Annotated in this window: 13 protein-coding genes and 1 pseudogene; 4 read left to right on the top strand and 10 right to left on the bottom strand. The window is 55.4% G+C overall.

Features of this window, described 5'->3' with window-relative positions; translation table 11 throughout:
- Positions 1–345: 345 nt before the first annotated feature.
- From ACMWKK_RS22270 to ACMWKK_RS22255, 4 genes are all read right to left on the bottom strand, one after another.
- The gene (locus ACMWKK_RS22270) at positions 346–1,029 is read right to left on the bottom strand and encodes a hypothetical protein (RefSeq protein ID WP_045329059.1); all 684 of its coding nucleotides are present in this window, start codon (positions 1,027–1,029) and stop codon (positions 346–348) included.
- A 129-nt stretch (positions 1,030–1,158) separates the two neighbouring features.
- Positions 1,159–1,635 (bottom strand): helix-turn-helix domain-containing protein, encoded by a 477-nt coding sequence (locus ACMWKK_RS22265; protein ID WP_080351136.1) that lies wholly within the window; start codon positions 1,633–1,635, stop codon positions 1,159–1,161.
- 258 nt (positions 1,636–1,893) lie between these two features.
- Positions 1,894–2,586 (bottom strand): DsbA family protein, encoded by a 693-nt coding sequence (locus tag ACMWKK_RS22260; protein WP_236653130.1) that lies wholly within the window; start codon positions 2,584–2,586, stop codon positions 1,894–1,896.
- 92 nt (positions 2,587–2,678) lie between these two features.
- Positions 2,679–3,005 carry a gamma-glutamylcyclotransferase gene (locus ACMWKK_RS22255; protein ID WP_112781663.1) on the bottom strand — a complete coding sequence of 109 codons (327 nt, stop codon included), beginning with the start codon at positions 3,003–3,005 and terminating at the stop codon, positions 2,679–2,681.
- Positions 3,006–3,120: 115 nt separating this feature from the next.
- On the opposite strand from ACMWKK_RS22255, the gene gcvA reads away from it, so the two are divergent.
- Positions 3,121–4,032, top strand: a complete 912-nt coding sequence (gcvA, locus tag ACMWKK_RS22250; RefSeq protein ID WP_223239929.1) for a transcriptional regulator GcvA — start codon at positions 3,121–3,123, stop codon at positions 4,030–4,032.
- Between the two features lie 58 nt (positions 4,033–4,090).
- On the opposite strand, the gene ACMWKK_RS22245 is transcribed toward gcvA, so the two are convergent.
- From ACMWKK_RS22245 to ACMWKK_RS22235, 3 genes and pseudogenes are all read right to left on the bottom strand, one after another.
- A complete protein-coding gene (locus tag ACMWKK_RS22245) occupies positions 4,091–4,408 on the bottom strand; it encodes a YebG family protein (protein WP_112781662.1) in 318 nt (105 codons plus the stop codon).
- 77 nt (positions 4,409–4,485) lie between these two features.
- Positions 4,486–4,845, bottom strand: a pseudogene (locus ACMWKK_RS22240) (nitrilase-related carbon-nitrogen hydrolase); the annotation flags it as partial.
- Positions 4,846–4,922: 77 nt separating this feature from the next.
- Positions 4,923–5,273, bottom strand: a complete 351-nt coding sequence (locus ACMWKK_RS22235; protein ID WP_045329054.1) for a helix-turn-helix domain-containing protein — start codon at positions 5,271–5,273, stop codon at positions 4,923–4,925.
- Positions 5,274–5,609: 336 nt separating this feature from the next.
- Between ACMWKK_RS22235 and ACMWKK_RS22230 the strand changes: the two genes are divergently transcribed.
- Both ACMWKK_RS22230 and oqxB read left to right on the top strand, forming a co-directional pair.
- Entirely contained in the window at positions 5,610–6,785 is a 1,176-nt protein-coding gene (locus ACMWKK_RS22230; protein ID WP_045329053.1) for an efflux RND transporter periplasmic adaptor subunit, read from the top strand.
- A gap of 24 nt (positions 6,786–6,809) precedes the next feature.
- A complete protein-coding gene (gene oqxB, locus ACMWKK_RS22225) occupies positions 6,810–9,965 on the top strand; it encodes a multidrug efflux RND transporter permease subunit OqxB (RefSeq protein ID WP_112781661.1) in 3,156 nt (1,051 codons plus the stop codon).
- A gap of 97 nt (positions 9,966–10,062) precedes the next feature.
- Here the strand turns inward: oqxB and ACMWKK_RS22220 are convergent, their stop codons facing one another.
- Positions 10,063–10,542 carry an RrF2 family transcriptional regulator gene (locus tag ACMWKK_RS22220; RefSeq protein WP_032640456.1) on the bottom strand — a complete coding sequence of 160 codons (480 nt, stop codon included), beginning with the start codon at positions 10,540–10,542 and terminating at the stop codon, positions 10,063–10,065.
- Positions 10,543–10,842: 300 nt separating this feature from the next.
- Between ACMWKK_RS22220 and ACMWKK_RS22215 the strand changes: the two genes are divergently transcribed.
- The gene (locus tag ACMWKK_RS22215) at positions 10,843–12,558 is read left to right on the top strand and encodes a SulP family inorganic anion transporter (protein ID WP_112781660.1); all 1,716 of its coding nucleotides are present in this window, start codon (positions 10,843–10,845) and stop codon (positions 12,556–12,558) included.
- A 44-nt stretch (positions 12,559–12,602) separates the two neighbouring features.
- Here the strand turns inward: ACMWKK_RS22215 and dmsD are convergent, their stop codons facing one another.
- Together dmsD and ynfE are read right to left on the bottom strand one after the other, a co-directional pair.
- Complete coding sequence (gene dmsD / locus ACMWKK_RS22210; RefSeq protein WP_112781659.1) at positions 12,603–13,217, bottom strand: Tat proofreading chaperone DmsD; 615 nt, start codon at positions 13,215–13,217, stop codon at positions 12,603–12,605.
- Between the two features lie 93 nt (positions 13,218–13,310).
- Positions 13,311–15,749 carry a selenate/tellurate reductase subunit YnfE gene (ynfE, locus tag ACMWKK_RS22205; protein WP_112781658.1) on the bottom strand — a complete coding sequence of 813 codons (2,439 nt, stop codon included), beginning with the start codon at positions 15,747–15,749 and terminating at the stop codon, positions 13,311–13,313.
- Between the last annotated feature and the right edge of the window lie 34 nt (positions 15,750–15,783).

The raw sequence follows: 15,783 nt of genomic DNA, 5'->3' as shown, positions 1-15,783 counted from the left end.
TCTCTGGACCTAAAACATCAATCATTCGGACTCCAACGACTAGTCTAAAAACTAGTATTAAGACTATCACTAACTTAAGTGATACCAACTGTCTGGAGATTCAGGGGGCCAGTCTATACATTTTCACCTTGTCTTACGTCACGAATGCCACTTTCAATAACCTTCATATGAGCTGTGTCCTTATTCGAGATGGTTCAGCTAAAAGCTTGAACAGGTTTTTATCTTCACAAGGGGCCCAAAGTTACCTGTTTTCACTAATTCGCGCACTATGATGATCGAAATGTCCGTTTCTGGCTCAGGGCTGCTGTTGCAGCCCTCACACCAGATGTAGCTACATTGCCAATATTAAATCGCTAATGGATAAAATTTTTCCCAGTTATAACTTATCCTGGCTAATGTCAATTCTCCGACGACATCTCCGTAATCGCTTTCCTGACGTTTCAAAAAAAACTCACGCAACGTTCCGGGCATAAAAGCAGCGCTGTAGCGCAGGATCGTGCTGTGCCAGAATGGCGCCGGTAATGGACTTCTGCTATGGCGCTTCAGCAACTCAGCTTTCCAGTTAGACTCCAGAACTTTCTCGCAGAATGATTGACGCATGGCTACCGCTGGCTCATCTGGGATACCCGCCAGTAACAACTGGCTGGGCAAAGCGATTAAGCGAAGGTGCCTGATCGCAATTTTTTTCGAATGATATCCAGACCAGATATTTTTCAACTGATCCACTTTCGAGGGTAATCGCTCGTTTGCCTTATAGAGTGGCAGAGTCAGCGGTAAGAAGGTGAAATGAAAACTGTGTGCTGGCTGGATGTCGGCGAGTGGATCGCCCTTTGTGAGCTCGTTCAGTTCATCAATTAGCTGCGAGACCGAAAGTGGCATACGCGGTTTTATGCCTGTTGCCAGAGCGAGTTTTACCGGGTCGTAGTAGTTTTCCTCTCTGATTTGCCCGATTCCAGCATTATCTTCCCATATCCCAATGGTATTTGAATTTGTTGAACGGTATATGTCTGGCAAGCTAACGGATTTCATGATCGGCCTTATAGGATATTGGACACAGGCTATAAATTGCAGTTTTATGAGATATTTTAGGCCATTCTATAACTATTTCAGCGCTGATTAGCACTTGAGACAGGATTCTATCTCTGCTTATTTTCCCCCTCAAAGGGCAAGTTGTTGAACCACGCGAACATGCGGGACGTCCTGATGTTCAGCAATTGAATGCCGGAGGTAGCGGGTCGGCGTTGTTCCCGTGTATTGGCGGAAGAAGACAATAAAGGCACTGTCGCTGACAAATTCTAGCTGCTGTGCAACCTGACTTAGCGACAACCCCTCACACAACATTTCCATTGCTTTCAGCAGCCTCCACTGTTGCCTCCAGTTCTGATAACTCATTCCCGTTTCCCGGATAAATATACGGCTTACCGTGCGTTCACATGCACCGACCTTCTGGACTAATTGTCCCGGACGTGGGGGTAACTCGCCCTTACGGATCTTGTCCAGCCAGGTATTCAGGCGAATATCCGAGGGAAACCGTAACGTCCAGTTTTCGTGATGGGCATTTTTTATTTCTTCACAAAAAACATTGATTAGACTGCTTTGTCGTTCTGTGGGCATTCCCCATGGCCAGAATGCCATCCGTTCGATTACCTCAAAGAACAGGGGATTAACTTCAACAATCTGCAGAGGTAAAGCAGATAGAGCCAGGCCCTGAACCTGTATTGTGAACAGGCCGGAGCAGCTGGAGCGCTGTTTGGATTAGTCTACTATATGTTGCTGGGAATGACGCTGGGGCTTGCCGGTATCGTGCAGCAGCTCGGATTAGTTCTGACAGCTTGTGCAGTAACAGCCTGTTTTTGCAGCCTTTCGCGCCACTAAGCGTGCGGGCAAACCCATTCAGCCAAGCGCTAATAGCGTAGCGCGTAATTTCTCTGCGCCACCGTAAAGAGCATGTCCACCGATCATATGCTCCGTGCCATTAACCGTCGCCAGCAGTGCAGGGACTCCCCGGATACCTCGCTGATCCATAAGGCGCTTCACTTCCGCGATCCTCGCGTCCGTGATATGCCGCAGCGCCTTATCGGTATCAAGCGCCAGGATAACCTGTTCATGCTTTAACGCGAGGTTGTTTTTTCCGGCCCAGTCCTCAACGATATCACCCACCACGTCAGGTCTCGAGGTGTCTCGCCCCTCAACATAGCGGGCATGCTGTAGCGTATGAAGAAGTTGTGGCTCGGCCGACGGGGTGATGTCACGAACCATGGTCAGAGCACGATTCATAAACGTCGAATCAAACCGCGTGCCGGTCAGCAGAAGCTGATGATAGCGCTCGCTGAAAGGCTGCCCGGTGAGTGAAGCGATGCGCCGATCGTTGGACCAGGCGTACTCCGCCCATTCCGCAGTGATGTCCCGGGCCCCCTCATCGCTGAAAAGCCCGCTGGGCATGAGCTCAAGTTGATCAGCGTGGTGTTGTGCAAGGTAACTCAGCGCCGGCGCGCTGGCGTAGCACCAGCCGCAAAGTGGATCAAATAAATACTGCAGCTTCTCAAAATGCATGTTGCCTCCTTCATAACGGAATAGCGCCATCATAATGCGTTTGAACCTCGTTAAAAACGGGCGTTCAGTGAATGCAGTGTTGCGTAAAATGAGCGAATCGCGGTGAATCAAAGGCTAAACGTGAATCATGACTTAAGCCGGTATACCCACGATTTTATTATCTGACCGGCAGTCGTCGTGACGTCTACCGGCACTCGCTCATATTCAGCCCCTTCAAACCGATCGAGTACATCCCAGTGATTATGCAAATTTGCTGAAGTGAAAATAAAACCCTGAACACGATTACCTGAGTGATCCAGTACGATCCCTGGATACCCCATCTCTGCCCCCCAGCCTTTATTTAACAGAGACCCGCCAACGTGTCCTTCCTGCCACGACCCACCGATATTCTCAAGAATATGCGCATTAGGTCGGCCTGGGCCGAGCGTCCCGTACACGAACAAACTCTCCATTATTCCTCCGATAACATGATGAAAATTAAATGGTTGTTTATGTCGATTTTGAGTTGGGGACGAGGGCCTGACAAATCATTTGTTCTCACACCATGCGTGAATTATTATCACGCGTATGATGTTTGAACGCCTCCCACCCTTGCAAACGCTTCGGGCTTTTGAAGCCACTGCCCGGCTCTCCAGCATGACGCTGGCGGCAGCGGAGCTGCACGTTACGCACGGCGCGATAAGCCGGCAAATCCGGAAGCTCGAAGAGCATCTGGGGGTAAAGCTATTTCACAGACTGACGCGACAGATAATCCTGACGGAGGAGGGGGCTGAATTCCACCCTGCGGTTACCCGCCTTCTGGGTGATTTAATGAGAGAGTCCGAGCGTTTACGCGCAAGGCTCCCGGCAAAAAGTTTGCGTATCAGCACAACGGTGTCATTCGCCAGTAAGTGGCTGGCCCCGCGTCTCAGCCGCTTCAGGCAGCGGTATCCTGAACTCGATATTCAGCTCGATGTTACTGACGTTAACGTGGATCTTAACGATGGTCTGGTCGATGCCGCAATTCGCTATGGCCTGGGCAATTATCCGGAGGTCTGCTCTGAGCGAATCTTGAGTGAAACAGTCACCCCTGTCTGTAGCCCTGACTTTCTTCAGGAACATAACGGTCTGAAAGAAATTAAGGATCTTTCAAACTGCGTGCTGCTTCATGAGTACAGAATGCTGGCGAACTGGGAGGCATGGTTTGAAATGGCCGGAGAAAGCACTTTCAGCGACCATCAGGGAACCTTGTGGACGCTTGGCAGCATGGCGACCGAAGCCGCTATACGCGGCGAGGGTGTGGCTCTGGGAAGGAGTGTACTGACTGCAGATGATGTCGCTGCCGGAAGGCTTGTTGTTCCGTTTCCGCAATACAAACTTAAAGCCGAACGGGGATACGATTTAGTTTACCGGTTCGATGATAAGGATTCTTTTAAAATACGAACGCTAAAGCAATGGCTGTTCGAAGAAATAAGCCTGCTGAAAGATACGGACAGCTAAAAAGCCGTAAGCAGTTATCTCCTTACGGCTTTGGAACAGATAATGATTATTCCGGCCATCAGGCCGCTTTCACTGCCCTGATTTTTTTGGTGTCGGCCACATCGGATTCTGTATTATCCGCTGCAGCGGGGGCATTGAGATCGGGAAGCTTGCTGGTACGCAGAATATGCTGCACGGTCTCTTTCTGCTCGGCGAAATACAGGCCAAGATTTTCAGCCTGCGTTTCATCCATCTGCATACCGCTTTGCAACAGCCAGTCGGTGAACGCGTCTGCCATATCGAGCAGCTTGTCGTGAGCGTCAGCCTCTTTCTTGCTGGCAAATGTCATTTTCTCTTCACCTTTTCTTACGACAACATATTTTATTTCAACAGCCATTATGCGCACCTCATACTGTAATTATATACAGTATAGCAGCTCCGGGTTTATGTTGCAGCTAAAAAATGCGTACAGTTCTAGCGAGCAGGGGGCGCATTCGAAAAGCGTGCGCTGATCGCATCACGTTCATAGCCCTGCGGCTGGGTCAGTATCTGGTATAAATCGGGGCGGCGACCGTGGATCCAGCGCCGTCCGGTGCTCATCGCAAGCAGGCTTAAATCCAGTTCAGCGCTCACCATCGCATCCTCTGCTGCCCAGGTTTCATTCACGATCCTTCCGTAAGGATCGAGGATCATGGCATTGCCCGTGCGCACTTCGTCGTCGTCAGCACCGACACCGTTGCTGAAGAGAAGAAACAGTCCGTTGTCGTGCGCGCGGGCAGGCAGCCAGCGCATAAGCCACTCCCGACCGCTTGGACCTTTAAATGCGGCGGTAATAGGGGAGTCAATCAGCTGGAAGGTGGGTATTGCCTGGGACGCTGGCAGGGAAGACGTCATCCGTGACAATTTCATTGCTAGCGTAGCGGCTGCGTTTCTGGGCCAGCCATGCTGCGCCGCCATGCCCCAGGCGCCTGACCGTACTGACGCTTAAAGCTGCGGTTGAAGGACTGCTGGGAGTCAAAGCCCAGCGCGATCGCCACGTTCAGAATGGGCTCGTCGCTGCGGGTTAAGCGCTCCATCGATCTTTGTAGCTTCTGCGCGCGGATATACCCGGCAAGGGGATAGCCCGTATGTTCCTTAAACAAACGCTGAAGATGCCATTTCGAATAGCCGGAGCGCCTGGCGACGGACTCAATGTCCAGACGGCTGTCCAGGTTGTTGTCGATCCAGTCGAGTAAATCATGCATAAATGCGCCAGTGTTCATCGGGTTACTCCCACGCAGCATAGTAAAAGTATCTTTATCTGTTGCATTTAAAGGTGGCGCGTTTTTGCAGTAATTGCAAGTTTTATTGTTGCATTTAAATCCCTGGCCGAAACGGGTCTTTTCACATCCGCTCAAATAGCACATAAAGTGCAACAATTATTCTTGCACTTAGTTAAGCGCCTTCCTACAATCGCCGCGAATAGTGTATTCGCAACTGTTACAGTTTTGTGGCGATGAACGACACAAATGGCCTTAAGACAGCTCCCGGACAAAGGAAGTGGCGCGGTGCCTCCTGCTGCGTCTTGCCCGGCGGCGACAATTATCGGAATAAAAATAATGAGCCTGCAAAAAACCTGGGGTAACTCTCCACTGAGCGCGCTGGGGGCACTGTTGCTCTCCGCGCTGCTCGTCGGGTGCGATAACAGCGTCGCGCAAAACGCCGCGCCGCCTGCGCCAGCCGTGAGTGCCGCTGACGTGGTGGTGAAATCGATTAGCCAGTGGGATAGTTTTAACGGCCGGATTGAAGCGGTGGAGAGCGTTCAGCTGCGTCCGCGCGTGTCCGGCTACATTGATAAGGTGAATTACACCGACGGTCAGGAAGTGAAAAAGGGCGAGGTGCTGTTCACCATTGATGACCGAACCTATCGCGCGGCGCTGGAACAGGCGCAGGCGAATCTGGCGAGAGCCAAAACGCAGGCAAGCCTCGCGCAAAGTGAGGCAAACCGTACCGATAAGCTGGTCAATACCAACGTCGTCTCCCGCGAAGAGTGGGAGCAACGTCGTTCGGCCGCCACGCAGGCACAGGCCGATATCCGCGCCGCGCAGGCGGCAGTCGACGCCGCGCAGCTCAACCTGGACTTCACCAAAGTCACCGCGCCTATCGACGGTCGCGCCAGCCGGGCGCTGATCACCAGCGGGAACCTGGTGACGGCGGGGGACACCGCCAGCGTCCTCACCACGCTGGTCTCGCAGAAGACGGTCTACGTCTACTTTGACGTAGACGAGTCGACCTATCTTCACTACCAAAACCTGGCCCGCAGCGGGCAGGGGGCGTCCAGCAACCACACGGCGCTTCCGGTTGAGATTGGCCTGACGGGCGAAGAGGGCTATCCCCATCAGGGCAAAGTGGACTTCCTGGATAACCAGCTCACGCCGAGCACAGGCACCATCCGCATGCGCGCGCTGCTGGATAACGCGCAGCGTCAGTTCACGCCGGGACTGTTTGCCCGCGTACGCCTGCCGGGCAGCGCGGAGTTCAAAGCCACGCTTATCGACGACAAGGCGGTGCTGACCGATCAGGATCGTAAATACGTGTATATCGTGGATAAAGAGGGGAAAGCGCAGCGCCGCGACATCACGCCGGGGCGTCTGGCAGACGGTTTACGCATCGTGCGGCAGGGGCTGAACCCTGGCGACAAAGTCATCGTCGAGGGTTTACAGAAAGTGTTTATGCCGGGTATGCCGGTTAACGCGAAAACCGTTGCCATGACCGCCAGCGCCGCCCTCAACTGATCCCTTGACCTGAGAATCCAACCCATGGACTTTTCCCGCTTTTTCATCGACAGGCCGATTTTTGCCGCCGTCCTGTCGATTCTGATTTTTATCACAGGATTGATCGCCATCCCGCTGCTGCCGGTGAGCGAATACCCTGACGTCGTGCCGCCAAGCGTGCAGGTGCGCGCGGAGTACCCGGGCGCCAACCCGAAAGTGATTGCCGAAACCGTGGCGACGCCGCTGGAAGAGGCAATCAACGGCGTTGAGAACATGATGTACATGAAGTCCGTCGCGGGCTCCGACGGCGTGCTGGTGACCACCGTCACCTTCCGTCCGGGAACGGACCCGGATCAGGCGCAGGTTCAGGTGCAAAACCGCGTCGCGCAGGCCGAAGCCCGTCTGCCGGAAGACGTAAGGCGTCTGGGCATTACCACCCAGAAGCAGTCCCCGACGCTGACGCTGGTAGTGCATCTGTTCTCGCCTGGCGGTAAGTACGACTCCCTGTATATGCGCAACTACGCCACGCTGAAGGTGAAGGACGAGCTGGCGCGCCTGCCCGGCGTCGGCCAGATCCAGATTTTCGGCTCCGGCGAGTACGCGATGCGCGTCTGGCTGGATCCCAACAAGGTGGCGGCCCGCGGGCTGACCGCGTCGGACGTGGTGACGGCGATGCAGGAGCAGAACGTGCAGGTCTCCGCCGGACAGCTTGGCGCCGAGCCGCTGCCGAAGGAGAGCGATTTCCTGATCTCCATTAACGCCCAGGGCCGTCTGCATACCGAAGACGAGTTCGGCAATATTGTCCTGAAAACGACGCAGGACGGTACGGTTGTCCGCCTGCGCGACGTGGCGCGTATTGAAATGGGGTCCGGCAGCTATGCGCTGCGTTCCCAGCTGAACAATAAAGACGCGGTCGGGATTGGTATCTTCCAGTCTCCGGGGGCGAACGCCATCGATCTCTCCAACGCGGTGCGCGCGAAAATGGACGAACTGTCCACGCGCTTCCCGGCGGACATGAAGTGGGCAGCGCCTTACGATCCGACCGTCTTCGTGCGCGACTCCATCCGCGCGGTCGTGCAAACGCTGCTGGAAGCGGTAGTGCTGGTGGTGCTGGTGGTGATCCTGTTCCTGCAGACCTGGCGCGCGTCGATCATTCCGCTGATTGCGGTGCCGGTGTCGGTGGTGGGTACCTTTAGCATTCTTTATCTGCTGGGCTTCTCGCTGAATACCCTCAGCCTGTTCGGGCTGGTGCTGGCTATCGGCATCGTGGTGGATGACGCCATCGTGGTGGTGGAAAACGTCGAGCGCAATATCGAAGAGGGGCTTGCGCCGCTTGCGGCTGCGCACCAGGCGATGCGCGAAGTGTCCGGGCCGATTATCGCGATTGCGCTGGTGCTGTGCGCGGTGTTTGTGCCGATGGCGTTTCTCTCCGGCGTTACCGGCCAGTTCTACAAACAGTTTGCGGTGACGATCGCGATATCTACGGTGATTTCAGCGATTAACTCGCTGACGCTCTCTCCGGCGCTGGCGGCACTGCTGTTAAAGCCGCACGGCGCGCCGAAAGATTTCCCGACCCGGCTTATCGATCGTCTGTTCGGCTGGATTTTCCGTCCGTTTAACCGCTTTTTCCACCGCAGCTCGAACGGCTATCAGGGGCTGGTGGGCAAAACGCTGGGACGACGCGGCGCGGTATTCGTGGTTTATCTGCTGCTGCTTTGTGCCGCAGGCGTCATGTTTAAAGCGGTGCCCGGCGGGTTTATTCCGACGCAGGACAAGCTTTACCTGATCGGCGGCGTGAAAATGCCGGAAGGCTCTTCGCTGGCGCGCACCGACGCGGTGATCCGCAAGATGAGCGAAATCGGGATGAATACCGAAGGCGTGGACTATGCGGTCGCATTCCCGGGGCTGAACGCGCTGCAGTTCACCAACACGCCGAATACCGGTACGGTCTTCTTTGGCCTGAAGCCGTTCGATCAGCGTAAGCATACTGCGGCGGAAATTAACGCCGAGATCAACGCGAAAATCGCGCAAATCCAGCAGGGCTTTGGCTTCTCCATTCTGCCGCCGCCGATTTTGGGGCTGGGGCAAGGGTCAGGCTATTCGCTGTACATTCAGGATCGCGGTGGTCTGGGCTATGGCGCGCTGCAAAATGCGGTGAACACCATGTCCGGCGCGATTATGCAGACGCCGGGGATGCACTTCCCGATCTCCACCTACCAGGCTAACGTTCCGCAGCTGGACGTGCAGGTCGACCGCGACAAGGCGAAAGCGCAGGGCGTGTCGCTGACCGATCTTTTCGGAACGCTGCAAACCTATCTGGGCTCGTCGTACGTGAATGACTTTAACCAGTTCGGACGCACCTGGCGCGTGATGGCGCAGGCCGACGGGCAGTTCCGCGACAGCGTGGAAGATATTGCCAGCCTGCGCACCCGTAACAGCCAGGGCGAAATGGTGCCGATTGGCAGCATGGTGAAAATCACGACCACCTACGGGCCGGATCCGGTGATCCGCTACAACGGTTACCCGGCGGCGGACCTGATTGGCGATGCCGACCCGCGCGTGCTCTCATCCGCGCAGGCGATGACGCAGCTGGACGCGATGTCTAAGCAGATCCTGCCGAACGGGATGAACATTGAATGGACGGACCTGAGCTTCCAGCAGGCCACGCAGGGCAATACGGCGCTGATCGTCTTCCCGGTCGCGGTGCTGCTGGCGTTCCTGGTCCTGGCGGCGCTGTATGAAAGCTGGACGCTGCCGCTGGCGGTGATCCTCATTGTGCCGATGACCATGCTCTCCGCGCTGTTTGGCGTCTGGCTGACCGGAGGCGATAACAACGTGTTCGTGCAGGTGGGGCTGGTGGTACTGATGGGGCTGGCCTGTAAAAACGCCATTCTTATCGTCGAGTTTGCCCGCGAGCTGGAAATTCAGGGGAAAGGGATTATGGAGGCCGCGCTGGAGGCATGCCGCCTGCGCTTACGCCCGATTGTGATGACCTCCATCGCCTTTATCGCCGGGACCATTCCGCTGATCCTCGGCCACGGCGCGGGTGCAGAAGTGCGCGGCGTCACCGGGATCACCGTGTTCTCCGGGATGCTGGGCGTAACGCTGTTTGGCCTGTTCCTGACGCCGGTGTTCTACGTGACGCTGCGTAAATTCGTGACGCGCGGGAAAAAAGAGGAAAGGGAAGTGCTGCCCGCGTAGGGACGCTCTAGATAATAAAAAACCGCCTTCACGATGAAGGCGGTTTTTTTACATCAGAATGTAGGCCGGGTAAGCGTAGCGCCACCCGGCAAAATGGTTACGACGTCTTTTGATACTGGGCAATAAGCTCTGGGAGCGGATCGCATCCGCTGCTGTCGGCGTTTTTAACCTCTTCCAGCGCGCTTGCCACGGTATGGCGGGCGAGTACCGCCAGCGAAGCCTCCTCGGCCTCTTCGGAAATCGACTTGAAGTACCAGCAGGCGTTAGCGCTGACCACGCAGCGGGCCGGTACGTCAGGGCGCGACGCCCACAGCTTTTTATCTTCGATGACCGACAGGTAGATGTCGCGCAGGGTGATCTCTTCCGGCGGGCGGCCAAGATGAATGGAGCCGTTACGTCCTAGCGTGGAAACGATAATGCCGTCACGCGTCAGCGGAACCATCAATTTACGGATAAAGCTCGGGTTAGCTTCCAGGCCGTAGGCCAGAATGGCACTCGTCGAACGTTTTCCTAATTGCTCCGCCATCGCTACGCTGAGAACCATCTGCAAAGCTGTCGGGAAGCGGTAATCTAACATTTCTCTGTCCTGGGTCGCGGTGAATCTTGTTCTTTTTGGCACCGCAGAGGTGAATAAGCAATAAACAACAATATAACAAACAGGGGAATTTTTTTGAAGCAATCTGCGGCATTTGCGATCAAACACCCTGTTTCGGTTTAGCAAAACGTGCGGTTCTGGAAGCCAACGACATGTTTCCTCTTTAAATGGGTTTTATCAAAAAACGAGAGGCGGCGTCTCGGTCCGGAGCATTTGAAAACCAGAACCTCACTGAAAAGTGTGCCAACATCTTCTGAGTAATGTCCAGGTCCGGAGAATAAGGTGTTCGGAAAACTGTTGTTAAACTACATGCCAGGCTTACAAAATTTGTTAGCCTACGATAAAAGCTGGCTAAAACAGGATGTTAAAGCCGGGTTATCCGTTGCGGCTGTCGCGCTGCCCGTTGCGATTGCCTATGCCGAGCTGGCGGGGGTAGGGGCAATCGTAGGGCTGTACTCCTGCGTGTTACCGATGATCGCGTATGCCCTGTTTGGTTCTTCCCGTCAGCTTATTGTGGGTCCTGATGCTACAACCTGCGCGGTGATTGCGGCCGTCGTATTTCCCCTTTCTGCGGGCAATCCCGAACTGCACTGGCAGCTGACGATCGTCATGACATTGATGATGGGCGGGTGGTGCCTGCTTGCCAGTAAATTTCGCCTGGGCGCGCTGGCCGATCTCCTTTCTCATCCCATTCTTACGGGTTTGCTTAATGGCGTTGCCGTGACGATTATTGTTGGGCAATTGGGCAAGGTGTTGGGGATCAAGCTTGAGCAGGCGCAGGTTATTGAAAAAATAATGGCCTTGCCAGGGCAAATTTCAGACAGCCATTTATTAACCGTAGCAATATCACTCTTTACGTTAATTATTTTAATCGTTATCAGGACGTACCGCAGCCAGTGGCCAGCACCGTTGATTGCCATTGTGTTAACAACGTTGCTGGTGTGGGCGACATCCGCGCAGCAGTATGGCATTGCCACAATTGGCGGGGATGGCTTCCAGTCTGGTTTGCCCGTTGTTCACTGGGGTGCGTTCCAGCCGGGACCGATGCGTGATTTAGTGATCCCGGCGCTGAACCTGGCGTTGGTCAGTTTTGTCAGTCTGATGCTGACCGCCCGCAGTTTCGCCGCGAAAAATGGCTATGAAATTAATGCTGACGCCGAGTTTCGGGCGCTGGGGATTGCGAACATTATGTCTGGGTTATCTCAGGGGTTTGCTATCAGCGGTGCCGATTCCCGAACCGCGGTGAATGATTCCGTCGGGGGAAAAAGCCAGCTGGTCTCCATCGTCGCCGCCTTCATCATCGGTATCGTGGTGGTCTTTTTCACTCGACCATTACAGTTTATTCCCGTTTCTGCGTTGGGCATTGTTCTCATGTATGCGTCGTGGTCATTGATTGATTTACGTGGATTATGGAACCTGAGGCGCAGAAATAAACAGGCATTTCGCCTGGCCTTTTTCACATTTGGCTGTGTGTTAATTATCGGCGTTATCCAGGGGATCGGCCTTGCGGTGCTGCTTGGCCTGCTGCAGTTCCTTCGAACAGTATTTCGTCCCTCTGAGCACCTGCTGGGTACTGACGAAGAGGGAATGATTCACTCGTTAGGCAATACAACTGATATTAAAATGGTCCCGGGCGTGCTGATGTATCGGTTTAACTCACCGTTGACCTATTTTAATGTGGCCTATTTTAAACGTCGGGTATTGAACCTGGTTGATGGCGCAATATTACAACCTAAGTGGGTGGTCATTGATGCCGTCGCGTGCTTCACCTATTCAGACATCAGCGTGCTGGCAACCATTAATGAGCTAAAGCGTGACCTGAAAGAGCGACAGATTACGTTAATCCTTGCGGGCAGGAAAACGGAGTTAACGCGCTGGTTTAAAGAGAGCCGGCCCACAATGAATGATGATGACATGATTCTGGCCCCAGACCTCTACCTGGCACTGCGGTTCATTCAAAGCAAAGAGAGCGTGAGTGAATCAGGCGGAGACGTCTAAATGCTAACCTGGCTTGCCCGCCACCCGCGAGCAAGCCACATCCCTTACCGATACAGCGTCTTTTCCGCCACCGGAATAAGCAGCCCGGATCGCCAGTCTGCGAGCGTCAGCTGCGCAAGCTTGCCCAGCGCGGTATAAAACGGATGCCCGGCGTTATCGACAAATTCCGACAGGAAGCGGGTGCTCCACGGTAGCAGGTGCCATGCCAGAAGCTGAGCGCATTCCGCATCGCGGCCGTTCTCGGCCAGCCACGCCGCAAGCATCAGCAGCGTACCGAAGTGATCTTCTGGCTCATTCTGCTGCATCTCACACGCGATAGCGTTCTCCCGCATCCACTGGCGCAGCGCAAGGGTCGAGTCGCCAAACAGCACGGATTCGCGGTCCAGCCAGACGGAGCCCCACGGCGGAGCGGGCAGGGCGTAAGGGCCAATGAACAGCCGTTGCCACGCGTCCGTCAGCGGCTCATCGCCAGGAGTGGCAAAGGTATCCGCGACGGGCTGCAGCGTTTCCGGCGGCAGAGGCCAGTCCGGAACCCATTCGCCCGCCGTGAGGGCCTGCACCAGCGGCGCGGCCTGCTCGCTGTCTGGCGAGAAATAAAACAGCGCGCCCAGCACCCGGGCGCTGAACGCGAACGATTCACGATGTGAGACGTCTTTCATTAAATCTTCCTTGCTCGCGCGGAGGGCGTCCGCGCGACTGTGTTAACCGATAATACAAACCATAGAATAAACTACGGCTACGTAATGCACCCACTACACCTTTTCGATCTGCACCAGATTGGTGTGCTGCGGGTTGCCTTTTGCCAGGGGAGAAGGACGATGCGTCGTCAGCGTGTTGATGCATGAGCCATGGTCAATACGATCGCCCCGCATATCGGCATCATGCCAGGCCCCCTGACCCATGGCGCTTACGCCGGGCATAATGCGCGGCGTCACTTTCGCTTCAATTCGCACCTCGCCGCGATGATTAAAGACGCGCACCGTATCGCCGTTCTTAATGCCGCGTTTTTCGGCATCGACAGGATTAATCCAGACCTCCTGGCGACAGGCCGCTTTCAGCACGTCGACGTTGCCGTAGCTCGAGTGGGTACGCGCTTTGAAGTGGAAGCCAAACAGCTGCAGCGGGAACTGCGCGCGCGCGGGCGCATCCCAGCCGTCAAAGGTTGAGGCGTAGACGGGCAGCGGGCTGATGGTCTCGTCTTTTTCCAGCTCCCAGGAAGAGGCGATCTCCGCCAGCTTGCGGGAGTAAATTTCAATCTTGCCCGATGGCGTTTTCAGAGGATTGGCTTCCGGGTTTTCGCGGAATTTTTTATAGGCCACAACGTGTCCGTTCGGATCTTTGCGCTTATAAATGCCCATTTTTTTCAGCTCGTCATAGGACGGCAGCTGAGGATCATTTTCGAGCATTTTGGCGTACAGGAACTGCAGCCACTGCTCCTGCGTGCGCCCTTCGGTGAATCTCTGATGGACATCCGGGCCGAGGCGTTTCGCCACCTCGCTCATGATCCAGTAGATGGGCTTACGCTCGAACTTCGGCACGGTCACGGGCTGGAGGAAAATCAGGTAGCCCATATTGCCCGCATAATCGTTAGGAATAATGTCTTCCTGCTCGACGGTCATCAGGTCCGGCAACAGGATATCGGCGTACTTCGCTGACGAGGTCATAAAGTTGTCGATGACGACAATCATTTCGCACTTGCTTTCATCCTGCAGGATGTCGTGGGTTTTATTGATATCGGAGTGCTGATTGATGAGGGTGTTACCCGCGTAGTTCCAGATGAACTTAATCGGCACGTCCAGCTTATCTTTACCGCGCACGCCGTCGCGCAGGGCGGTCATCTCCGGCCCGCGGGCGATAGCGTCCGTCCAGCTGAAGCAGGAAATTTGCGTTTTGACCGGGTTATCCGGCAGCGGCATGCGCTCGATGGTGATGGTGTAGGTTGACTCACGCGCGCCGCTGTTCCCGCCGTTGATGCCCACGTTTCCGGTGAGGATCGGCAGCATCGCGATGGCGCGGGACGTCAGCTCGCCGTTCGCCTGACGCTGCGGTCCCCAGCCCTGGCAGATGTAGGCAGGTTTCGTTGAGCCAATCTCGCGGGCAAGCTTAACGATGCGATCGGCAGGAATACCGGTGATGCGCGAAGCCCACTCCGGCGTTTTTGCCGTGCCGTCATCGCCCTGGCCGAGAATGTAAGCCTTGTAGTGACCGTTAGCGGGCGCGCCTTCCGGCAGCGTTTTTTCGTCATAGCCGACGCAGTATTTGTCGAGGAACGGCTGGTCGACCAGGTTTTCATTGATTAATACCCAGGCAATGCCCGCCACCAGCGCGGCATCGGTACCCGGACGGATCGGGAGCCATTCGTCTTCACGTCCGGCTGCCGTGTCGGTGTAGCGCGGGTCAATAACGATCATGCGGGCGTTAGAGCGCTCGCGAGCCTGCTCCAGATAGTACGTAATTCCGCCGCCGCTCATGCGCGTTTCAGCCGGGTTATTGCCGAACATCACCACCAGCCTGGTGTTTTCGATGTCCGAGGTGCTGTTGCCGTCGTTACTGCCGTAGGTGTAGGGCATCGCGCAGGCAATTTGCGCCGTGCTGTAGGTGCCGTAGTGGCTCAGGAAACCGCCGTAGCAGTTCATCAGGCGCGCCACCAGCGAAGCGTAAGGGGAGGAGCGGGTGATATTGCCGCCGACAATGCCGGAGGAGTAGTTTATGTACACCGCTTCGTTGCCGAAGTGAGCGACCACGTCTTTCAGGCTGGCGGTGATAGCGTTCAGCGCTTCGTCCCAGGAGATGCGCTCAAACCTGCCTTCGCCACGTTTGCCCACGCGCTTCATCGGGTAGTTCAGACGGTCAGGATGATTGATACGACGACGAATAGAACGGCCGCGCAGGCAGGCGCGGACCTGATGATCGCCATAAATATCTTCACCGGTGTTATCCGTTTCGACCCAGTACACTTCGTCATCACGGACGTGCAGTCGCAGGGCACAGCGGCTGCCGCAGTTGACCGAGCAGGCGCCCCACACGACCTTATCTTCTGCAGGCTGGACGGCGTTCTTCACCGCTGCGGCCGCGCTTTTTAATCCAAATGGAAGCGAGATCCCACCGGCGGCAAGCGCCAGAGAACCTATTGCGGTAGATTTCACGAGAGTTCGACGGCTAATTCCGCCGAGATGTTCGCTATCGGACATGGCTCACCCCATCATTATAATTGCGTATTATTTT

Origin of the sequence: Enterobacter sp. 01-M-03-SI-ECC (assembly GCF_047530215.1) — a bacterium.
Taxonomy (GTDB): Bacteria; Pseudomonadota; Gammaproteobacteria; order Enterobacterales; family Enterobacteriaceae; genus Enterobacter; species Enterobacter chengduensis.
Note: the sequence above shows the minus strand (reverse complement) of the source record. Positions and strands in the feature narration are given on the sequence as shown.

Bases quoted from the DNA above. Each gene is read 5' to 3' on its own strand.
- ACMWKK_RS22270 (WP_045329059.1), bottom strand. From the start codon at position 1,029: ATGAAATCCGTTAGCTTGCCAGACATATACCGTTCAACAAATTCAAAT.
- ACMWKK_RS22265 (WP_080351136.1), bottom strand. From the start codon at position 1,635: ATGGCATTCTGGCCATGGGGAATGCCCACAGAACGACAAAGCAGTCTA.
- ACMWKK_RS22260 (WP_236653130.1), bottom strand. From the start codon at position 2,586: ATGATGGCGCTATTCCGTTATGAAGGAGGCAACATGCATTTTGAGAAG.
- ACMWKK_RS22255 (WP_112781663.1), bottom strand. From the start codon at position 3,005: ATGGAGAGTTTGTTCGTGTACGGGACGCTCGGCCCAGGCCGACCTAAT.
- gcvA (WP_223239929.1), top strand. From the start codon at position 3,121: ATGATGTTTGAACGCCTCCCACCCTTGCAAACGCTTCGGGCTTTTGAA.
- ACMWKK_RS22245 (WP_112781662.1), bottom strand. From the start codon at position 4,408: ATGGCTGTTGAAATAAAATATGTTGTCGTAAGAAAAGGTGAAGAGAAA.
- ACMWKK_RS22235 (WP_045329054.1), bottom strand. From the start codon at position 5,273: ATGAACACTGGCGCATTTATGCATGATTTACTCGACTGGATCGACAAC.
- ACMWKK_RS22230 (WP_045329053.1), top strand. From the start codon at position 5,610: ATGAGCCTGCAAAAAACCTGGGGTAACTCTCCACTGAGCGCGCTGGGG.
- oqxB (WP_112781661.1), top strand. From the start codon at position 6,810: ATGGACTTTTCCCGCTTTTTCATCGACAGGCCGATTTTTGCCGCCGTC.
- ACMWKK_RS22220 (WP_032640456.1), bottom strand. From the start codon at position 10,542: ATGTTAGATTACCGCTTCCCGACAGCTTTGCAGATGGTTCTCAGCGTA.
- dmsD (WP_112781659.1), bottom strand. From the start codon at position 13,217: ATGAAAGACGTCTCACATCGTGAATCGTTCGCGTTCAGCGCCCGGGTG.
- ynfE (WP_112781658.1), bottom strand. From the start codon at position 15,749: ATGTCCGATAGCGAACATCTCGGCGGAATTAGCCGTCGAACTCTCGTG.